15 protein-coding genes and 2 pseudogenes are annotated in these 19,697 nt (G+C 58.0%); 8 read left to right on the top strand and 9 right to left on the bottom strand.

The features are described from left to right. Positions 1-114: 114 nt before the first annotated feature. From feoA to feoC, 3 genes and pseudogenes are all read left to right on the top strand, one after another. A complete protein-coding gene (feoA, locus tag HMPREF1024_RS12275) occupies positions 115-342 on the top strand; it encodes a ferrous iron transporter A (RefSeq protein WP_002920506.1) in 228 nt (75 codons plus the stop codon). A 28-nt stretch (positions 343-370) separates the two neighbouring features. Next, a pseudogene (gene feoB / locus HMPREF1024_RS30650) lies at positions 371-2,691 on the top strand (Fe(2+) transporter permease subunit FeoB). A gap of 9 nt (positions 2,692-2,700) precedes the next feature. Then, positions 2,701-2,940 (top strand): [Fe-S]-dependent transcriptional repressor FeoC, encoded by a 240-nt coding sequence (feoC, locus tag HMPREF1024_RS12270; RefSeq protein ID WP_002920509.1) that lies wholly within the window; start codon positions 2,701-2,703, stop codon positions 2,938-2,940. Between the two features lie 88 nt (positions 2,941-3,028). Here the strand turns inward: feoC and HMPREF1024_RS12265 are convergent, their stop codons facing one another. Continuing rightward, on the bottom strand, positions 3,029-3,298 hold the full coding sequence (locus HMPREF1024_RS12265; protein WP_002920510.1) for a YdgH/BhsA/McbA-like domain containing protein: 270 nt from the start codon (positions 3,296-3,298) through the stop codon (positions 3,029-3,031). 120 nt (positions 3,299-3,418) lie between these two features. After that, positions 3,419-4,192: a pimeloyl-ACP methyl ester esterase BioH gene (gene bioH, locus HMPREF1024_RS12260; protein WP_004174021.1), complete on the bottom strand. Its 774-nt coding sequence runs from the start codon at positions 4,190-4,192 to the stop codon at positions 3,419-3,421. Positions 4,193-4,230: 38 nt separating this feature from the next. Between bioH and gntX the strand changes: the two genes are divergently transcribed. The 3 genes from gntX (at position 4,231) to gntT (ending at position 7,192) form a co-directional block, all read left to right on the top strand. Further along, on the top strand, positions 4,231-4,905 hold the full coding sequence (gene gntX / locus HMPREF1024_RS12255; RefSeq protein WP_004185961.1) for a DNA utilization protein GntX: 675 nt from the start codon (positions 4,231-4,233) through the stop codon (positions 4,903-4,905). 58 nt (positions 4,906-4,963) lie between these two features. Next, positions 4,964-5,539 carry a Fe-S biogenesis protein NfuA gene (gene nfuA / locus HMPREF1024_RS12250; RefSeq protein ID WP_002920540.1) on the top strand — a complete coding sequence of 192 codons (576 nt, stop codon included), beginning with the start codon at positions 4,964-4,966 and terminating at the stop codon, positions 5,537-5,539. Positions 5,540-5,875: 336 nt separating this feature from the next. After that, the gene (gene gntT / locus HMPREF1024_RS12245; protein WP_002920542.1) at positions 5,876-7,192 is read left to right on the top strand and encodes a gluconate transporter; all 1,317 of its coding nucleotides are present in this window, start codon (positions 5,876-5,878) and stop codon (positions 7,190-7,192) included. Between the two features lie 102 nt (positions 7,193-7,294). Here the strand turns inward: gntT and malQ are convergent. Both malQ and malP read right to left on the bottom strand, forming a co-directional pair. After that, positions 7,295-9,389, bottom strand: a pseudogene (gene malQ, locus HMPREF1024_RS12240) (4-alpha-glucanotransferase). A 10-nt stretch (positions 9,390-9,399) separates the two neighbouring features. Beyond that, positions 9,400-11,790: a maltodextrin phosphorylase gene (gene malP / locus HMPREF1024_RS12235; RefSeq protein WP_004151407.1), complete on the bottom strand. Its 2,391-nt coding sequence runs from the start codon at positions 11,788-11,790 to the stop codon at positions 9,400-9,402. A gap of 623 nt (positions 11,791-12,413) precedes the next feature. On the opposite strand from malP, the gene malT reads away from it, so the two are divergent. After that, positions 12,414-15,119 carry an HTH-type transcriptional regulator MalT gene (malT, locus tag HMPREF1024_RS12230; RefSeq protein ID WP_002920545.1) on the top strand — a complete coding sequence of 902 codons (2,706 nt, stop codon included), beginning with the start codon at positions 12,414-12,416 and terminating at the stop codon, positions 15,117-15,119. Between the two features lie 15 nt (positions 15,120-15,134). On the opposite strand, the gene HMPREF1024_RS12225 is transcribed toward malT, so the two are convergent. Genes HMPREF1024_RS12225 through glpE form a run of 3 tightly spaced genes read right to left on the bottom strand, consistent with a single transcriptional unit; the run spans position 15,135 to position 17,153 of the window. After that, the gene (locus HMPREF1024_RS12225; RefSeq protein WP_002920548.1) at positions 15,135-15,893 is read right to left on the bottom strand and encodes a DeoR/GlpR family transcriptional regulator; all 759 of its coding nucleotides are present in this window, start codon (positions 15,891-15,893) and stop codon (positions 15,135-15,137) included. A 49-nt stretch (positions 15,894-15,942) separates the two neighbouring features. Continuing rightward, positions 15,943-16,773, bottom strand: a complete 831-nt coding sequence (glpG, locus tag HMPREF1024_RS12220) for a rhomboid family intramembrane serine protease GlpG (RefSeq protein WP_004151408.1) — start codon at positions 16,771-16,773, stop codon at positions 15,943-15,945. A gap of 50 nt (positions 16,774-16,823) precedes the next feature. Next, positions 16,824-17,153, bottom strand: coding sequence for a thiosulfate sulfurtransferase GlpE (gene glpE, locus HMPREF1024_RS12215; protein ID WP_002920552.1), 330 nt, complete (start codon positions 17,151-17,153; stop codon positions 16,824-16,826). Positions 17,154-17,357: 204 nt separating this feature from the next. Between glpE and glpD the strand changes: the two genes are divergently transcribed. Beyond that, a complete protein-coding gene (glpD, locus tag HMPREF1024_RS12210; RefSeq protein WP_002920554.1) occupies positions 17,358-18,866 on the top strand; it encodes a glycerol-3-phosphate dehydrogenase in 1,509 nt (502 codons plus the stop codon). A 62-nt stretch (positions 18,867-18,928) separates the two neighbouring features. Here the strand turns inward: glpD and HMPREF1024_RS12205 are convergent, their stop codons facing one another. Next, on the bottom strand, positions 18,929-19,228 hold the full coding sequence (locus tag HMPREF1024_RS12205) for a helix-turn-helix domain-containing protein (RefSeq protein WP_008806992.1): 300 nt from the start codon (positions 19,226-19,228) through the stop codon (positions 18,929-18,931). Continuing rightward, the gene (locus HMPREF1024_RS12200) at positions 19,228-19,575 is read right to left on the bottom strand and encodes a type II toxin-antitoxin system RelE/ParE family toxin (protein ID WP_004174016.1); all 348 of its coding nucleotides are present in this window, start codon (positions 19,573-19,575) and stop codon (positions 19,228-19,230) included. Before HMPREF1024_RS12200 ends, HMPREF1024_RS12205 begins: the two co-directional genes overlap by 1 nt. Between the last annotated feature and the right edge of the window lie 122 nt (positions 19,576-19,697).

Raw genomic sequence — 19,697 nt, forward strand, 5'->3', positions numbered from 1 at the left:
ATTATCATCGATTACAGAACGTTTTTTCTTTTTTCGTTGGCTACGGTCCCCGGCGCAACTGCCTCCAGGCGTCCGGAAAATTCTTCTTCGGTTAGCGATAGACAAGTAGGCCCTATGCAATTCACACCTGATAGTGCGTGGAAAATTACCGGTTTTTCTCGCGATATTAGCCCAGCATACCGTCAGAAACTGCTCTCCCTCGGCATGCTGCCCGGTTCCTCTTTTCATGTGGTTCGCGTGGCGCCGCTCGGCGATCCTGTTCATATTGAAACCCGACGCGTCAGTCTGGTATTACGCAAAAAAGATCTCGCCTTAATCGAACTGGAAGCGGTTGCACAATAACGGCTGGCCCGGCACAAGAGTCTGAAATATGCAAAAATTAACCGTTGGTTTAATTGGTAATCCTAATTCCGGCAAGACCACCTTATTTAATCAGCTGACCGGCGCTCGCCAGCGCGTGGGCAACTGGGCTGGGGTGACCGTTGAGCGTAAAGAGGGGATTTTCGCCACCACTGACCACCAGGTCACGCTGGTCGACCTCCCGGGAACCTACTCCCTGACCACCATCTCCTCGCAGACCTCGCTGGACGAGCAGATTGCTTGCCACTACATCCTGAGCGGCGACGCCGACATGCTGATTAACGTGGTCGATGCCTCCAACCTCGAGCGCAACCTCTATCTGACGCTACAGCTGCTCGAGCTGGGGATCCCCTGCGTCGTCGCGCTGAACATGCTGGATATCGCCGAAAAGCAGCAGGTGCGGATCGATATCGACGCCCTCGCCGCCCGTCTCGGTTGCCCGGTCATTCCGCTGGTATCGACTCGCGGACGGGGGATCGAAGCGCTGAAGATCGCCCTCGACCGTCATCAGGCGAACAGCGATCTTGAGCTGGTCCACTATCCGCAGCCGCTGCTGCGCGAAGCTGACCTACTGGCGCAGCAGATGTCAGCGCAGATCCCGACCCGGCAGCGGCGCTGGCTGGGTCTGCAGATGCTGGAGGGCGATATCTACAGCCGGGCCTATGCCGGCGACGCCGCCGATAAACTGGATATCGCCCTGGCGAATCTCAGCGACGAGATCGACGACCCGGCGCTGCACATCGCTGACGCGCGCTATCAGACCATCGCCGCCATTTGCGACGCCGTCAGCAATACCCTGACCGCCGAACCAAGCCGCTTCACCGCCGCGATGGACAAAGTGATCCTCAACCGCTTCCTCGGGTTGCCGTATTTTTTCTCTTTGTCATGTACTTGATGTTCCTGCTGGCGATCAACATCGGCGGCGCGCTGCAGCCGATTTTCGATGCCGGCTCGGTCGCGATCTTTGTGCATGGCATTCAATGGCTGGGTTACACCCTGCACTTCCCGGACTGGCTGACCGTGTTCCTCGCCCAGGGGATCGGCGGCGGTATCAACACCGTGCTGCCGCTGGTGCCGCAGATCGGCATGATGTATCTGTTTCTCTCCTTCCTTGAGGACTCCGGCTACATGGCGCGCGCCGCCTTTGTGATGGATCGCCTGATGCAAGCCCTCGGCCTGCCGGGGAAATCCTTCGTCCCGCTGATTGTCGGTTTTGGCTGCAACGTGCCGTCGGTGATGGGCGCCCGCACCCTTGACGCGCCGCGCGAGCGTCTGATGACCATTATGATGGCGCCGTTTATGTCCTGCGGCGCGCGGCTGGCGATCTTCGCCGTCTTCGCGGCCGCCTTCTTTGGTCAGAACGGCGCGCTGGCGGTCTTCTCGCTCTATGTGCTGGGCATTGTGATGGCCATCCTCACCGGCCTGATGCTGAAGCACACCATTATGCGCGGCGAAGCCTCGCCGTTCGTGATGGAGCTGCCGGTGTACCACGTCCCGCATATCAAGAGCCTGATTATCCAGACCTGGCAGCGCCTGAAAGGCTTTGTGCTGCGCGCCGGGAAGGTGATCGTCATCGTCAGCATCTTCCTCAGCGCGCTGAACAGCTTCTCACTGAGCGGTAAGGTCGTCGACAACATCAACGACTCCGCGCTGGCCTCGGTGAGCCGGGTCATTACGCCGGTGTTTAAACCGATCGGCGTGCATGAAGATAACTGGCAGGCCACCGTCGGCCTGTTTACCGGCGCGATGGCGAAAGAGGTGGTAGTGGGTACGCTGAACACCCTCTATACCGCCGAAGATATCCAGAATGAGGAATTCAATCCGCAGACCTTCAGTCTCGGCGAAGAACTGCTCGCCGCCGTCGATGAGACATGGCAGGGACTGAAAGACACCTTCAGCCTCAGCGTCCTGGCCAACCCCATCGAAGCCAGCAAAGGCGATGGCGAAATGGCCACCGGCGCCATGGGGGTGATGGGCAGTAAATTTGGCAGCGCGGCGGCGGCATACAGCTACCTGATCTTCGTCCTGCTCTATATTCCCTGCATCTCGGTGATGGGCGCCATCGCCCGCGAATCAAGCCGCGGCTGGATGACCTTCTCCATCCTGTGGGGGCTGAATATCGCCTATTCGCTCTCGACGCTCTATTACCAGACCGTTAGCTTTAGCGATCACCCGCGCTACAGTCTGGTGTGTATCCTGGCGGTAGTGTTGTTCAACGTGGTGCTCTTCGGCCTGTTGCGCCGGGCGCGCAGCCGGGTGGACGTCTCGCTGCTGGCCACGCGAAAAACGCCGGCCTCCTGCTGTTCCAGCCCGGCTGGCGATTGCCACTAAGGAGGGACTGTGGCGTCGTTAATGGAAGTCCGCGATATGCTGGCCCTGCAGGGCCGCATGGAGGCGAAACAGCTCAGTGCTCGCCTGCAGACACCTCAGCCGCTGATTGACGCCATGCTTGAGCGAATGGAAGCCATGGGTAAGGTGGTCCGGATCAGCGAAACGAGCGAGGGCTGCCTCTCCGGCAGCTGTAAAAGTTGCCCTGAAGGGAAAGCGGCGTGCCGGCAGGAGTGGTGGGCGCTGCGATGAAAGGAGTCAGGCCAGGTCGCGCAACGAGGTAAAACGAGTAAGACAGCTATGATAAACGGGCCAGCAGGCCCGTTTTCTTATGACTGGATTATTTATAAACGTCAGCGTTCGCGTGTACGGTTTTTTCGTTTTTCTGCCCGGCAATCACCACAAAGTATTTCCCACCCAGCTCATCGGCTTTTTTCGACAGATCGCGTCGGGCGTCCATCGGCGACGTCGTCCTGGAGGTCGTAATGCTACCGACCTTGGTCAGATTCATCTTCGCCACGTCTTCTTTTTGGATCTCTTTCGCGGCGAATGCGCCGAAAGAGAGGGTGCCTATCACCAGAGATGCAACCATTCCTGTAACAAGTTTCATAGCCTCTACTCTCCATAAGGTTGTTATTGTAGGTCACGGTGGCGGATTGAAATAATCAACCACCGTAACAACCTAAGTATTGCTAGGAATGGCCCTTTTACCATGGCGCGGCAAAAAAAATTACCCCAGCCGCGTCTTCAGCGCCAGCAGCGGCTCGCAGAAGGCCGCGGGATGGGAAACAAACGGCGCATGCGCGGCCTTATCGAAGAGGATTGACTCGCTTTCCGGCCACAGGTCATCCAGCAACGGGACGATCTTGCGCGGCACCAGTCCATCCAGCCGGCCATACAGCCGCAGAAACGGCATCGGCAGCCTGACCAGCGCCTGACGCAGATCGACGGTTCTGAGGATCTCCAGTCCGCCATTCAGCGCCTCGGCGGAAGGCATCGGCAGCGAGAGCACCGCCTGCTTTAACGCCCGCGCATCCTGACGCGCGCTCTCTGTGCCCATGGTTTGCAGGGCGAGGAATCGCTCGACGGTGCGCTGGAAATCGTCGCTCAGCTGCTGCTGAAATCCGGCCAGCACCTCGGGCTTGATGCCGGGCCAGTCGTCACGAGCCGCGAAACAGGGGGAAGAGGCAACCGTCACCAGCGCCTGCACGCGTTCCGGACGCATAATCGCGACCTGGCTGGCCACCAGCCCGCCCAGGCTCCAGCCCAGCCACACCGCCTGTGGAGGGGCCTGCTCCAGCACCCGCTGCGCCATCGCCTCCAGCGACATCGCCCCAAACCCGCCGCTGCGGCCATAGCCCGGCAGATCCACCAAGTGGAGGGTAAAATGCGAAGCCAGCTGCGGCGTGATGCAATCCCATACCTGAGCGTTCAGCCCCCAGCCGTGCAGCAGCACAAGATGACAATCTCCTTCGCCGATTGTTTGCCACCAGATGTCGTTCATCCGTTACCGTTCTCTTTTTACTGGACAGAAGGCCAAATATGCTAACAGCACACAGCTTATGCTGGCTATGCCAAATGCCGCTGGCAGTCGCCCGCTGGGGGATCTGCTCCCGCTGCAGCCGCGCCCTGCTCGCCTGTCCCCCGCTCTGCCCGCAGTGCGGCCTGCCGGCGGCGGCATCCCGTCACCCCTGCGGCCGCTGCCTGCAAAAGCCGCCTCCCTGGCATCGGCTGGTGGCGGTCAATGACTATCGCCCGCCGCTGAGCGGTCTGGTGCAGCAGCTGAAGTTTCACCATCGCCCGGAGCTGGGCCCCGCCCTCGCGCGTCTGCTGCTGCAGCGCCTTCTGCAGCGTGACGATTTGCCGCCAGTAGACGCTCTGGTCGGCGTGCCGCTATGGCATCGCCGTCGCTGGCGCCGGGGTTATAATCAGTGCGACGAACTGTGCCGACCGTTAGCCCGCTGGCGAGGATGCGTCTGGCATCGCGAAGGCCTGACTCGCCAGCGAGCCGGCGCCGTCCAACATTCGCTCAATGCCCGCCAGCGCAGGCAGAACCTGAAAAATGCCTTTCAGCTTGAATTTGCCGTGCAGGGACTCCATATCGCTCTGGTGGATGATGTCGTCACGACCGGCAGCACCGTCGCCGAGATATCCCGCCTGCTTTTGCGAAACGGCGCCGCGACGGTTCAGGTATGGTGTTTGTGCCGTACCTTGTAGACCCCCGCTGATGGGCGTATTATAACCCAGTAAAATAGTCAACTATTAGGCCAACGCTATGATCCGTATTTCCGATGCTGCACAAGCGCACTTTGCCAAACTGCTGGCAAATCAGGAAGAAGGGACGCAAATTCGCGTATTTGTGATTAATCCCGGCACCCCAAACGCTGAGTGCGGCGTATCCTACTGCCCACCGGATGCGGTGGAAGACACCGACACGGCGCTGAAATTTGAACAGCTGACCGCCTATGTCGATGAGCTCAGCGCGCCCTATCTGGAAGACGCTGAAATTGATTTCGTCACTGACCAGCTCGGCTCGCAGCTGACGCTGAAAGCGCCGAACGCCAAAATGCGCAAAGTCTCTGACGATGCCCCGCTGATGGAGCGCGTCGAGTACCTGCTGCAGTCGCAGATTAACCCGCAGCTGGCAGGCCACGGCGGCCGCGTATCGCTGATGGAGATCACCGACGACGGTCTGGCTATCCTGCAGTTCGGCGGCGGATGCAACGGCTGCTCGATGGTCGACGTGACCCTGAAAGAAGGTATTGAAAAACAGCTGCTGAACGAGTTTCCGGAGCTGAAAGGGGTTCGCGATCTGACCGAGCACCAGCGCGGCGAGCACTCCTACTACTAAACCCTTCCTCCGGCGGCAGCCTGCCGCCGGATCGCCGTGATCCATTCTGTGTTACCGCGCAACATCTCCCGCTAAACGACCGGCAAAAACCGGGGAAAGAGTATGACTTAAGTCTCATATTTAACATTTTCCCACGTCAGGTGATTCTCAACCCTCACATGTTACCCGTATCATCCATTTCAGGCGCCACCGGCAAAAAAATAGCCAGCTATCCTTTCTCTGGGTAAGGATAATGCAAGCGTTTACGGCGCCAGACTATTTTGCTCCCTGACGGAGCGGATGCTCTACAGGTTCGAACTTTGACGTTACCCATAACAAATTAAGGCCAGGTAAATCATGCCATTAGTCATCGTTGCTATCGGGGTTGCCCTGTTGTTGCTGTTAATGATCCGTTTCAAAATGAACGGCTTCATTGCGCTGGTTCTGGTGGCGCTCGCCGTCGGATTAATGCAGGGTATGCCACTGGATAAAGTGATCGTCTCCATCAAAAACGGCGTTGGCGGCACCCTTGGCAGCCTCGCGCTGATCATGGGCTTCGGCGCTATGCTCGGTAAGCTGCTGGCAGACTGCGGCGGCGCCCAGCGTATCGCCACCACGCTTATCAATAAGTTCGGTAAGAAGCATATTCAGTGGGCGGTGGTCCTGACCGGCTTCACCGTTGGCTTCGCCCTGTTCTATGAAGTGGGCTTCGTGCTGATGCTGCCGCTGGTGTTCACCATCGCCGCCTCGGCCCGTATTCCGTTGCTGTACGTCGGCGTACCGATGGCAGCCGCGCTCTCCGTCACCCACGGCTTCCTGCCGCCGCATCCGGGTCCGACCGCGATCGCCACCATCTTCCATGCCGATATGGGCAAAACGCTGCTCTACGGCACCATTCTGGCTATCCCGACGGTTATCCTGGCGGGACCGGTGTTTGCGCGCTTCCTGAAAGGGATAGATAAGCCGATCCCGGAAGGCCTGCATAACCCGAAAGTGTTCACTGAAGAAGAGATGCCAGGCTTTGGCGTCAGCGTCTGGACCTCGCTGGTTCCGGTGATCCTGATGGCGATGCGCGCCGTGGCTGAGATGATCCTGCCGAAAGGCCACGCCTTCCTGCCAATTGCCGAGTTCTTCGGCGACCCGGTGATGGCCACCCTAATTGCGGTACTGATTGCCCTGTTCACCTTCGGTTTGAACCGCGGCCGCTCCATGGAGCAGATCAACGATACCCTGACCTCTTCGATCAAAATCATCGCCATGATGCTGTTGATTATCGGCGGCGGCGGCGCCTTCAAGCAGGTGCTGGTGGATAGCGGCATGGATAAATACATCGCCTCTATCATGCACGAATCGAACATGTCTCCGCTGTTTATGGCGTGGTCTATCGCCGCGGTGCTGCGTATCGCGCTGGGTTCGGCGACCGTAGCCGCCATCACCGCGGGCGGGATTGCCGCGCCGCTGATCGCCACCACCGGCGTCAGCCCGGAGCTGATGGTTATCGCCGTTGGCTCCGGCAGCGTTATCTTCTCCCACGTCAACGATCCGGGCTTCTGGCTGTTCAAAGAGTACTTTAACCTGACCATCGGCGAGACCATCAAGTCCTGGTCGGTGCTGGAAACCATTATCTCAGTCTGCGGCCTGGTGGGCTGTCTGCTGCTGGGGATGGTGGTGTAAGGTCACTCCCGCCACAGAAAAAGGCCGGTCCGCGTGAAGCGGGCCGGCCTTTTTTATCGGACATGCTCTTCGCCGCGCAGAGGAGCGCGCGGCAGGAAGTTATCAGGAGGCGGCTTTCTTGCTCGCCGCCTTGCGCCGTTTATCCAGATCCTTAATCAGCTTATTGACCCGTTCATCGGCAAACATCTGCTCCAGGGTGACGGACAGCTTCCGGCGCCAGTTCGGGTACTCGGTGCTGGTGCCCGGAATGTTAACCGGCGTCGCCATCTCCAGCCAGTCTTCCGGCTGCAGGCCCAGCAGGGCGCTGTTGCTGGTCGGCAATATAACGCTGCATCCCCCGGTTGAGGATCCCCGTCATGCTCATCAGCGAGGCCTTATGGCCGGCGCGCTTGGGCAGACAGCCGTACTTATGCAGCGCGTCCAGCAGCCCTTGCTTCGCCAGCTCGCGGTCCTGGTACAGTCCGCGCAGCACCACCTCATCAGGATAGAGGCCCAGCGCTTTACCTAACGTCAGATCGCCGCTTTCCCAGTAGCCGCGGAGAGTGGGCAGGTCGTGCGTCGTCGCCACAGCCATTGATTGCTCCGGGTACAGCGCCGGCGCGCGGAACGTTTTCTCTGCATCACTCTCAAAATAGAGCACCTTATAAGAATAGACGCCGCTGTTGCGTAACTTGCTGACGATCTCCACCGGTACCGTGCCCAGATCTTCACCGATCACCATGCAGCGATGACGCTGGCTTTCCAGCGCCAGAAGCGACAGCAGATCGTCGACCGGATACTGAACGTAAGCGCCATGGTCGGCGGTTTCACCATACGGGATCCACCACAGACGCAGCACAGACATCACGTGATCGATGCGCAACGCGCCGCAGTTCTGCATATTAGCGCGCAGCAGGTCGATAAACGGCTCATAGGCGCGGGCGGCAATGATATGCGGATCCATCGGCGGCAGGCCCCAGTTCTGGCCCAGAGGGCCCAGAATATCCGGCGGCGCGCCTACGGATGCTTTCAGGCAGTACAGTTCACGATCGCACCAGGTTTCCGACCCTCCCTCGGCGACGCCCACCGCCAGGTCGCGGTAGAGGCCGATCGGCATGCCGTCACGCTGGCTGGTTTCCCAGCAGGCGGCAAACTGACTCCAGGCCAGCCACTGCAGCCAAAGATAGAAACTGACGTCATCCTCATGCTCAACGCAGAAGGCTTTCACCTCCGGGCTGTCGATATCCTGAAAGGCCTTCGGCCAGGCCGGCCAGCCCCAGCGCAGCGGGTCCTGTTGTACCTGCCAGGCGTGCAGCGCATCGAAAGCCGCCTGCCAGTAGAGGCTTTCCCCTTCGCGCAGAACAAACTCGCGGAACGCTGTCATCTGCTCATCTTCACGACGAGAGAATTGTTTCCATGCCATACGCAGCGCGGTCATTTTCAGCGTAGTGACGGCGGTATAATCCACATCGTCCGTTTCCCGCGCCGCCTGCAGTGCCTGCTGCGTTGCCGGAGACTGCCACCACGCCTGCGCCTCTTCGCTACGCTGGAAATCTTCAACCGCGTTGACGTCGATATAAATAACGTTCAGCCAGCGACGTGAAGACGGGCTATAGGGGCTGGCGCTCTCCGGGTTCGCCGGATAGAGGGCATGAATCGGGTTAAGGCCAATAAACGACCCGCCGCGGCGGGCGATTTCCGGCAGCATGGCCCGCAGATCGCCAAAATCGCCGATCCCCCAGTTTTTCTCTGAGCGCAGGGTATACAGCTGCACGCAGGTGCCCCACAGCTTTTTCCCCTCTTTCAGCGGCTGCGGCTCATAGCAGCGGGCTGGCGCGACGATAGTCCGGCAGTGCCAGCGCTCCCCCTCCTGGGTGAGGGTCAGGGAGTGGTACCCCTCCGGCAGTTTGGCCGGCAGCGGCAGCGTCTCGCCGCCGCGGGTTTTCCCTTGATACTGCTTACCGTCCTCAGTAGTCAGGATCCACTGATACTCACCGCGTCCTGCCACCGGCAGCGACATTTTTTTGCCGTGAGTGAAAATTTTCACGTTCGGCAGCGGGTTAACCGCCACTTTCGTGGCGGCGGTAGAGCGATGCATCGCATCCAGCAGGCGCTGTTTGGTGACAGCCGCGATAGACTGCGGCTTGCCGTGCGCGTTGATATAGCTGGGGCTGATGCCCGCCGCCAGCGCGGCATTATCGAGGCGTTTACTCTCCATAGGCCTTCCTTTAGCGTTTCGCCTGCCAGATACGTTGCTGATAATCGCGGATCGAGCGGTCGGAGCTGAACATGCCGCAGCGCGCGGTGTTGAGGATAGCCGCGCGGGTCCAGGCCTCCTCGTCGCGATACAGCTCATCTACCCGTTTTTGCGCCGCTACGTAGGCTTCGAAATCGGCCAGCACCAGGTACGGATCGCCGCCCTGCAGCAGGCTGTGCAGCATCTGATCGAAGGCATGCTTGTCGCCGTTGCTGTAGGTGCCGTTCTCCAGCTCCTTAAGCACCGCATCGAGCAGCTTGTCTTTTTTACGCCATTTCAGCGGATCGTAGCCTTTCGCTTTCAGGGCTTTCACCTCTTCAACCGTGTGGCCGAAGATAAAGATGTTCTCCTCGCCCACCTGCTCAGCGATTTCCACGTTAGCGCCATCCAGCGTCCCGACGGTCAGCGCGCCGTTCAGCGCCAGCTTCATGTTGCCGGTGCCAGAGGCTTCTTTACCCGCGGTGGAGATCTGCTCGGAGATATCCGCCGCCGGGATCAGTTTTTCTGCTGCCGATACACAATAGTCCGGCAGGAAGACCACCTTCAGCTTATCGCCGACTTTCGGGTCGTTGTTGATCGCTTCCGCTACCTTATTGATGGCAAAAATAATGTTTTTCGCCAGATAGTAGCCCGGCGCCGCTTTCGCGCCGAACAGGAAGACGCGCGGTACGCGGTCGGACTGCGGGTTTTCGCGGATCTCTTTGTACAGCGCAAGGATATGCAGCAGGTTAAGGTGCTGACGCTTATACTCGTGCAGACGTTTGATCTGGATATCGAAGATCGCCTGCGGGTTGATCTCAATCCCGGTACGCTGCTTCACAAACTCAGCCAGATGAACTTTGTTGGCCTGCTTGATATCGCGATAAGTCTGACGGAACGCCGCATCGTCAGCATATTTTTCCAGGTTGATCAGCTGGTCGAGGTCATTGGCCCACTCTTTTTTCAGCGTCTCATCCAGCAGCGAGGCCAGCGCCGGGTTGCACTGCTTGATCCAGCGGCGCGGCGTGATGCCGTTGGTCACGTTATGGAATTTGTTCGGCCACAGCTGGTTATATTCCGGGAACAGATCTTTTACCACCAGATCCGAGTGCAGCGCCGCCACGCCGTTGACAGCAAAGCCGCCCACCACGCACATGTTGGCCATCCGAACCTGTTTGTCATGCACCACCGCCAGCTTCGCCCAGACCTGCTTATCGCCCGGCCAGGTTTTGTCCACCAGCTGTTTAAAGCGGTCGTTGATCTCTTTAATGATCTGCATATGGCGCGGCAGCAGCGCTTTCACCAGCTTCTCATCCCAGCATTCCAACGCTTCCGGCATCAGGGTGTGGTTGGTGTAAGCAAAGGTTTTGCTGGTGATCGCCCAGGCGTCGTCCCAGCTCAGCTGGTGCTCGTCAATCAGCACGCGCAGCAGCTCCGGGATGGCGATGGTCGGGTGCGTATCGTTCAGCTGGATCACTTCGTAATCCGCCAGCTCGGCCAGCTTGCGGCCTGCCAGATGATGACGGCGCAGGATATCGGCCACTGAGCAGGCGCACTGGAAGTACTGCTGCATCAGGCGCAGTTTTTTACCGGCCTGATGGTTGTCGTTCGGGTACAGCACCTTGGTCAGTTTTTCCGCGTCGATGCCCTGCTGCTCGGCGCGCAGGAAATCGCCATCGTTGAATTTGGTCAGGTTGAACGGATGAGCGTGTTTGGCCTGCCACAGACGCAGCGGCTGGGCGACGTTGTTGCGATAGCCAAGCACCGGCAGGTCCCAGGCTTCGCCGGTAATGACGAACGCCGGCTGCCATTCGCCGTTTTTGCTGACTTTCCCGCCGATACCTACCTGGACATCCAGCGCTTCGTTATGACGGAACCACGGGTAGCTGCTGCGCCCCCAGTCGTCAGGGGCTTCCATCTGCTGGCCATCGTCAAATGACTGGCGGAACAGGCCATACTGGTAGTTGAGACCGTAACCGGTCGCCGACTGCCCCACCGTCGCCATGGAGTCGAGGAAGCAGGCTGCCAGACGTCCCAGGCCACCGTTACCCAGCGCCGGGTCAGTCTCTTCTTCCAGCAGATCGGTGAGGTTGACATCGTAGCCTTTCAGCGCGTCGCTGACGCCCTCGTACCAGCCCAGGTTGAGCAGGTTGTTGCCGGTCAGACGACCAATCAGAAACTCCATTGAGATGTAGTTAACGTGACGCTGTCCTTGCGCCGGCTTCGCTACCGGCTGCGCCGCCAGGAGTTCCGCCAACGCTCCGCTGACTGCGCGCCACCATTGACGCTGTGTCATCTCGGAAGCGGACTGTAAACCAAAATGCTGCCACTGACGCGTCAGTGCAGCCTGAAACTGAGCTTTGTTAAATGTAGTCTGTGACATAATGAGATCCGGGTCCTTTACTAAAACGATGGCGCTAGTGTGCCGACCTCCCGATTCATCGTCCTCATCCTGACGGGGATTAGACAGGGAGGAGTGGCGGGGATGAGCGAAAAGTGTGATCCTGAACACTATAGTGTGGGCGAGAAGGCAAAAATATGCTGTAAAAATCACCGCGATATGACAATTGAGAGGTTACCTCCGGTAGCTAAAAATTTGTTACAGGCCAATACGCGTAAAAAATCTTCCAGTTCCTCGCCACGTTATTAACAAAATAAATAGAGGCCCCTGAAGAAATAAGCACCTTTCATCGCATTGACCCGCAAAAAGATTACTTCTAAGAAATCGCTGACAATAATTTAATAAAAACAAACAACTACTCTTAGCGTAAAATAAATCCACCCACACTCCGCCAGCTACCGCCTGAAAACCGCGGCCGACCAGTCATGCCTGCGATTTTTTCCCATTCTCAGCCAATGTCGAAATTTGTGACATAGAGCAAATTCAAGAGCATAAACTTCGGACATAACTTGCAATAAATTTCATAATCACCGACCTTATTAGATATTAATTACGAAGCGCAAAAAAAATCGCAACCTCTCTCTTGCACAGCGAAATGTAGAACTATGTTGATTCCGTCCAAATTAAGTCGTCCGGTCCGCCTTGAACACACTGTGGTTCGTGAGCGCTTACTGGCGAAACTTTCCGGCGCGAACAATTATCGTCTCGTGCTGATCACCAGTCCTGCCGGGTACGGTAAAACAACGCTCATTTCTCAGTGGGCCGCGGGTAAAAACGATCTTGGGTGGTTTTCGCTGGACGAAGGCGACAACCAGCAGGAGCGTTTTGCCAGCTATCTGATCGCGGCGATTCAGCAGGCTACCGGCAACCACTGCGCGGCCAGTGAAGCGATGGTGCAAAAACGCCAGTACGCCAGTCTCTCCTCTCTTTTTGCGCAGCTGTTTATTGAACTTGCCGACTGGCAGCGCCCGCTGTATCTCGTCATTGATGATTACCATCTGATCAATAATCCGGTGATCCATGATGCGATGCGCTTTTTCCTGCGCCATCAGCCGGAGAATATGACCCTGGTGGTCCTGTCGCGTAACCTGCCGCAGCTGGGCATTGCCAATCTGCGCGTCCGCGATCAGCTTCTGGAGATTGGCAGTCAGCAGCTGGCCTTTACCCACCAGGAGGCGAAACAATTTTTCGACTGTCGTCTGACATCGCCTATCGAAGCCGACGACAGTAGCCGGCTGTGCGACGATGTAGCCGGGTGGGCCACCGCGCTACAACTCATCGCCCTCTCCGCCCGCCAGAATAACTCCTCCGCCCAACACTCCGCCCGCCGCCTCGCCGGGATTAACGCCAGCCATCTGTCGGATTATCTGGTGGATGAAGTGCTGGATAACGTTGACGCCCGCACGCGCAACTTTTTGCTGAAGAGTTCTCTGCTGCGCTCAATGAACGACGCGTTAATCGTGCGCGTCACCGGCGAAGAGAATGGCCAGATGCAGCTGGAGGAGATCGAACGCCAGGGGCTGTTCCTGCAGCGGATGGATGATTCCGGCGAATGGTTCCGCTATCACCCGCTGTTTGGCAGCTTCCTGCGCCAGCGCTGTCAGTGGGAGCTGGCGGTTGAACTACCGGAGATCCACCGCGCCGCGGCGGAAAGCTGGATGGCGCAAGGTTTCCCCAGCGAGGCCATCCACCATGCGCTGGCGGCCGGCGATGCCAAAATGCTGCGCGATATCTTGCTCAATCATGCCTGGGGCATGTTTAACCATAGCGAGCTGGGGCTACTGGAGCAGTCGCTGGCGGCGCTGCCATGGTCCAATCTGCTGGAAAATCCGCGCCTGATCCTGCTCCAGGCCTGGCTGATGCAGAGCCAGCATCGCTACAGCGAAGTCAATACCCTGCTGGCGCGCGCCGAGCAGGAGATGAGTGTGGAAATGGACACCGCGATGCATGGCGACTTCAACGCGCTGCGCGCGCAGGTGGCGATTAACGATGGCGACCAGGACGAGGCGGAACGTCTGTCAATGGTGGCCCTGGAAGAGCTGCCGCTGGCCAACTATTACAGCCGCATCGTCGCCACATCGGTGCATGGCGAAGTTCTCCATTGTAAGGGGAAGCTGACCAAATCCCTCGCCGTGATGCAGCAGACCGAACAGATGGCCCGCCGTCACGACGTATGGCATTACGCCCTGTGGAGCATCATTCAGCAAAGCGAAATCCTCTTCGCCCAGGGCTTCCTGCAGGCCGCCTGGGAGAGCCAGGAGAAAGCCTTCCAGCTGGTACGCGAACAGCATCTTGAGCAGTTGCCGATGCATGAGTTCCTGCTGCGCATCCGTTCTCAGCTGCTGTGGGCATGGGCGCGCCTCGACGAGGCTGAAGCTTGCGCCCGCCAGGGGATGGACGTGCTCTCCACCTATCAGCCGCAGCAGCAGCTGCAGTGCCTGGCGCTGATGGTCCAGTGCTCACTGGCGCGCGGCGATCTGGATAATGCCCGCAGCCACCTGAACCGGCTGGAAAACCTGCTCGGTAACGGTCACTATCACAGCGACTGGGTCTCCAACGCCGATAAGGTGCGAGTGATCTACTGGCAGATGACCGGTGATAAAACCGCGGCGGCCAACTGGCTGCGCCAGACGCCAAAGCCGGAGTTCGCCAACAACCACTTCCTGCAGAGCCAGTGGCGCAACATCGCCCGGGCGCAGATCCTGCTGGGCGATTTCGAACCGGCGGAAATGGTGCTGGAAGAGCTGAACGAAAATGCGCGTTCGCTGCGTTTGATGAGCGATCTCAACCGCAACCTGCTGCTGCTCAATCAGCTGTACTGGCAGTCGGGACGCAAGAGCGAAGCGCAGAAAGCCCTGCTGGAAGCCCTGACGCTCGCCAACCGCACCGGTTTTATCAACCACTTTGTGATTGAAGGCGAGGCGATGGCCCAGCAGCTGCGCCAGCTGATCCAGTTGAACACGTTGCCGGAGCTGGAGCAGCATCGCGCCCAGCGTATTCTGCGCGACATCAACCAGCATCATCGCCACAAATTCGCCCACTTTGACGAAGGGTTCGTCGAGCGACTGCTGAATCATCCGGAGGTGCCGGAGCTTATCCGCACCAGCCCGCTGACCCAGCGCGAGTGGCAGGTGCTTGGCTTAATCTATTCCGGTTACAGCAACGAGCAGATTGCCGGCGAGCTTGACGTGGCGGCCACCACCATCAAGACCCACATTCGCAACCTGTATCAGAAACTGGGCGTCGCCCACCGGCAGGACGCGGTACAGCATGCCCAGCAGTTACTTAAGATGATGGGATACGGCGTCTGACGACGCCGTTGCCGTTTAGCACAGCTCCAGCTGAAGGTTGTTATCAGTGATCACCTTCAGCACGCCGGCCGGCGGCAGCACGTCGGTATAGACCGCATCGACCATACTGATGCTGCCCATGTTGACCATCGCATTGCGGCCAAACTTGGTATGGTCCACCACCAGCATCACGTGGCGTGAATTCTCAATGATCGCCCGCTTGGTGCGCACTTCATGATAATCAAACTCCAGCAGCGAGCCATCGCTGTCTACGCCGCTGATGCCGAGAATGCCGAAGTCGAGGCGGAACTGCGAGATAAAGTCCAGCGTCGCTTCCCCGATGATCCCGCCGTCCCGGCTACGCAGTTCGCCGCCGGCGAGAATAATGCGGAAGTCCTCTTTCACCATCAGCGTGTTGGCGACGTTAAGGTTATTGGTCACAATCCGCAGATCGTTGTGATCGAGCAGGGCGTGCGCCACCGCTTCCGGCGTGGTGCCGATATCAATAAACAGCGTCGCCCCGTCCGGGATCTCGCTGGCCACCCGCCGGGCGATACGCTCTTTCTCCGCCGTCTGGGTCGCTTTGCGATCGTGCCAGGAGGTGTTGACCGAGCTGGAGGGCAGCGCCGCGCCGCCGTGATGGCGGAGGATCATTTTCTGTTCGGCTAAATCGTTCAGGTCGCGGCGGATGGTCTGCGGGCTTACCGCGAACTGCTCAACCAGCTCTTCCGTGCTGACGTAACCCTGTTTTTTTACCAGCTCGATAATGGCGTCATGACGTTGTGTTTGTTTCATGAAATATCCCTGGAAAAATGTCGCCTACCCGACCCCTGTCGGTAAGTCTTTATGCGCGTTTTCGCCCATGTAAGGTATCAACAAACGCCATCGCCAGGCCGGTCGCCAGACCAGCCACGTGCGCGCCGTTGGCGATCGCCATGCCGAAAACATCAAACCAGCCAGCAATTAACCATACTAAAGAGAAGAGTATCAACCCGCGCTGCAGATAAATACCGCTCTGCGGATCGCGCTCGCCCCGCAGCCAGACGTAGCCCATCAGCGCGTAGACCACGCCCGACAAGCCACCAAACCACGGGCCGCTAAACTGGTGCTGCACGAAGCCGCTCAGCAGAGCGCTGATGACGGTGATCACCACCAGCTTGCCGCTGCCGATGCGCTTTTCCACCGCGCCGCCAAGATACCACCACCATAGCAGGTTGAAGAGAATATGCATCAGCGAGAAATGCATGAAAGCATGGCTGAAATAGCGCCAGGCTTCGAACTGCAGCGAAGGATCGTAGGGCCAGGCCAGCCAAATCATCACCGGCTGATCGCCCAGCAGATTTTGCAGGATGAACACCGCGATGCAGATCAGCAGAATCGCCCAGGTGAACGGACCGGCGTTATGCCGCAGCGTGGCAAAGAAAGGAAAGCGCTGATAGCGCAACCCGCTATTGGTCTGTCCGGACTGCCAGCTCGCCGCCAGATAGCGCGGGTCCGCCGGGTTTTCGAGAAAACGCGCCAGCTCAGCCCTGACGCGCCCGGCCTGACTCTCATCAGCCAGCCAGACGTCGCTCTGGGTATGCTGCTGGATGGTCAGGATAATCCCCTGCGTCGCCATATAATCGACAAACGCCTGGGCCACCCGCGGGTTGGCAAAAGAGGTAATCATTAACATGCAGCGAATCGCTTATTCCACACAAAGGGGGATAGTATACCTGCCAGTCGTTAAAACGTCCCGCGCGCCACTTCCGCCGGGAAATGGCGATGCCAGGCGTCGAACCCGCCGTCAACGCTATAGACCTTATCAAACCCCTGCTGCAGCAGATACTGCGCGGCGCCCTTGCTGCTGTTGCCGTGATAGCACATCACCATCACCGCCGTGTCAAAGTCGTTGTCACGCATAAACGCGCCCAGCGTATCGTTGGTCAGATGAAACGCGCCCGGCGTATGACCCATCGCATAGCTTTGCGGATCGCGGATATCGACCAGTACCGCCGTCTGCTGATGCAGTTTCTGGTGCGCTTCTTCAACATTGATGCATTCAAACTGTTCCATGATTCTCTTCTCTTTCTCGTCATGACGGGCGATGGCCGGCCCAATTTTACCCTGTAGTGTACCGTCAGGCGGTAAAGAAACGCCAATATGTTACACCCATCACTTCAAAATGTTTTTTTGATGTTACCAAAAGCGCGTTTGTTTGCTATAGTGAGCGATATCGAGCATTTATGAGCTTAAACGAAAGTGTGAGAGGGTAAGAACGTGGAAACCAAAGATCTGATTGTGATAGGCGGAGGCATCAACGGTGCCGGTATCGCGGCAGATGCCGCCGGGCGTGGTTTATCCGTACTGATGCTGGAAGCGCGCGATCTCGCCTGCGCTACCTCCAGCGCCAGTTCCAAACTGATCCACGGCGGGCTACGCTACCTCGAACACTATGAGTTCCGTCTGGTCAGCGAAGCGCTGGCCGAGCGTGAAGTGCTGTTAAAAATGGCCCCGCATATCGCCTTCCCGATGCGCTTTCGCCTACCGCATCGCCCGCATCTGCGCCCGGCATGGATGATCCGTATCGGCTTGTTTATGTACGATCATCTGGGCAAACGCACCAGCCTCCCGGGATCCACCGGGTTGCGTTTTGGCGCAGAATCGGTACTTAAACCGGAAATTGTGCGCGGTTTCGAATATTCCGACTGCTGGGTCGACGATGCCCGCCTGGTGCTGGCCAACGCGCAGATGGTCGTCCGCAAAGGCGGCGAAGTGCGTACCCGCACCCGCGCTATCTCGGCGAAACGTGAGAATGGCCTGTGGGTGGTGGAAGCGGAAGATATTGATAGCGGTGAGAAGTTTACCTGGAAGGCGCGCGGCCTGGTCAATGCCACCGGCCCATGGGTCAAACAGTTCTTCGACGAAGGGATGCATCTGCGCTCGCCTTACGGCATCCGTCTGATCAAGGGCAGCCACATCGTGGTGCCGCGGGTGCATACCCAGAAACAGGCTTATATTCTGCAGAACGAAGATAAACGCATAGTGTTTGTTATTCCGTGGATGGATGAGTTCTCTATCATCGGCACGACGGACGTCGAATATAAGGGCGATCCGAAAGCGGTGGCCATTGATGATAAAGAGATCAACTATCTGCTGAACGTCTATAACGCGCACTTTAAAAAGACCCTCAGCCGGGACGATATCGTCTGGACCTACTCCGGCGTCCGTCCGCTGTGCGACGACGAGTCGGATTCGCCGCAGGCCATTACCCGCGACTATACCCTGGATATTCACGATGAGAACGGTCAGGCGCCGCTGCTGTCCGTCTTCGGCGGCAAGCTGACCACCTATCGCAAACTGGCCGAGCATGCACTGGAAAAACTGACCCCCTATTACAAAGGGATCGGCCCGGCATGGACCAAAACCGCGGTGCTCCCCGGCGGCGATATCGGCGGCGACCGCGACGACTACGCGGCAAAACTGCGCCGTCGCTTCCCGTTCATCAGTGAATCACTGGCCCGCCATTATGCCCGCACCTACGGGAGCAACAGCGAGTGGATCCTGAAGGAAGCCAGCGCCCTGAGCGATCTCGGGGAAGATTTCGGCCACGAGTTTTATGAAGCCGAGCTGAAATATCTGGTGGAGCACGAGTGGGTGCGCAGCCTGGATGACGCCATCTGGCGTCGAACCAAACAGGGTATGTGGCTGACTGCCGAGCAGCAGGCGCGCATCAGCGAATGGCTGGCGCAGCATGCGGGAAAGTCTGAACTGTCGTTAGCGTCCTGACATCGCGTGGCGCCAGGAGAGAAATACCCGGGCTATGGCTTGCGCTTGGCCCGGATACCTGTTCACAAATTAAACGAGACTTTTTTTCCAGTCGGCAATGTGACATTTATACTGAGTTCTCCCCCCAATGCCGCAATGTAGCGTTTTAGGGTCGAAAGCCGAGGGTCGTTATCAGCCTGTTCCATTTTAGCGATCGTTGGCTGCTTTACCCCCATAGCCGCAGCCATCTCTGTTTGCGACATTTGCAACTCTTCTCGAAGCAAGTTTAAAGCGACAGACTGGCGTATCTCTGCCGCTTTCGCTGCAATACGCTGCTGGCTTTCAGGACTCTGTTTCGCCATGAGTTCTTTTAGCGTGGCCATTATCGCTCCTTAGTCAGGTGTTGGCTGAATTCTCTGTCAGCCAGAGTAATCATCTCTTTGTAAAAACGTTTCTCATTCATGCCATCCTTATTGCCCGCACATAAAACGATAGCTTTCCGCAGAGGATCAAAAGCAAAAAAGGCGCGGATGGGGAGCCCATGATGCTGAACCCGGAGTTCTTTCATATTCTGAAACGTTGAATCTTTCACCGTATCAACATACGGGCGCCCAAGCTGCGGAGCAAACTCAGACAGGATGAGCATCGTGGCCAACATATCCTCTTTTAAAGCTCTACTTTGTAATTCGAACCAGGCATCAAACGTATCCGTCGTTTCTACATCCCACATAGGCTATGAACGTAAACTTATTGAGCATTTATCGTACTGCTGGCGAATTCACGTCAATAGTATATTCCCGCAATAGCCTGAATCCTCCCCGGCACTTTTCCGAATAAAACGTTCGCCACACA

Origin of the sequence: Klebsiella sp. 4_1_44FAA (assembly GCF_000238715.1) — a bacterium.
GTDB lineage: Bacteria > Pseudomonadota > Gammaproteobacteria > Enterobacterales > Enterobacteriaceae > Klebsiella > Klebsiella pneumoniae.

Coding starts and splice junctions, on each gene's coding strand:
- feoA (WP_002920506.1), top strand. CDS start 115: ATGCAATTCACACCTGATAGTGCGTGGAAAATTACCGGTTTTTCTCGC.
- HMPREF1024_RS12265 (WP_002920510.1), bottom strand. CDS start 3,298: ATGAAACTTGTTACAGGAATGGTTGCATCTCTGGTGATAGGCACCCTC.
- bioH (WP_004174021.1), bottom strand. CDS start 4,192: ATGAACGACATCTGGTGGCAAACAATCGGCGAAGGAGATTGTCATCTT.
- gntX (WP_004185961.1), top strand. CDS start 4,231: ATGCTAACAGCACACAGCTTATGCTGGCTATGCCAAATGCCGCTGGCA.
- nfuA (WP_002920540.1), top strand. CDS start 4,964: ATGATCCGTATTTCCGATGCTGCACAAGCGCACTTTGCCAAACTGCTG.
- gntT (WP_002920542.1), top strand. CDS start 5,876: ATGCCATTAGTCATCGTTGCTATCGGGGTTGCCCTGTTGTTGCTGTTA.
- malP (WP_004151407.1), bottom strand. CDS start 11,790: ATGTCACAGACTACATTTAACAAAGCTCAGTTTCAGGCTGCACTGACG.
- malT (WP_002920545.1), top strand. CDS start 12,414: ATGTTGATTCCGTCCAAATTAAGTCGTCCGGTCCGCCTTGAACACACT.
- HMPREF1024_RS12225 (WP_002920548.1), bottom strand. CDS start 15,893: ATGAAACAAACACAACGTCATGACGCCATTATCGAGCTGGTAAAAAAA.
- glpG (WP_004151408.1), bottom strand. CDS start 16,773: ATGTTAATGATTACCTCTTTTGCCAACCCGCGGGTGGCCCAGGCGTTT.
- glpE (WP_002920552.1), bottom strand. CDS start 17,153: ATGGAACAGTTTGAATGCATCAATGTTGAAGAAGCGCACCAGAAACTG.
- HMPREF1024_RS12205 (WP_008806992.1), bottom strand. CDS start 19,228: ATGGCCACGCTAAAAGAACTCATGGCGAAACAGAGTCCTGAAAGCCAG.
- HMPREF1024_RS12200 (WP_004174016.1), bottom strand. CDS start 19,575: ATGTGGGATGTAGAAACGACGGATACGTTTGATGCCTGGTTCGAATTA.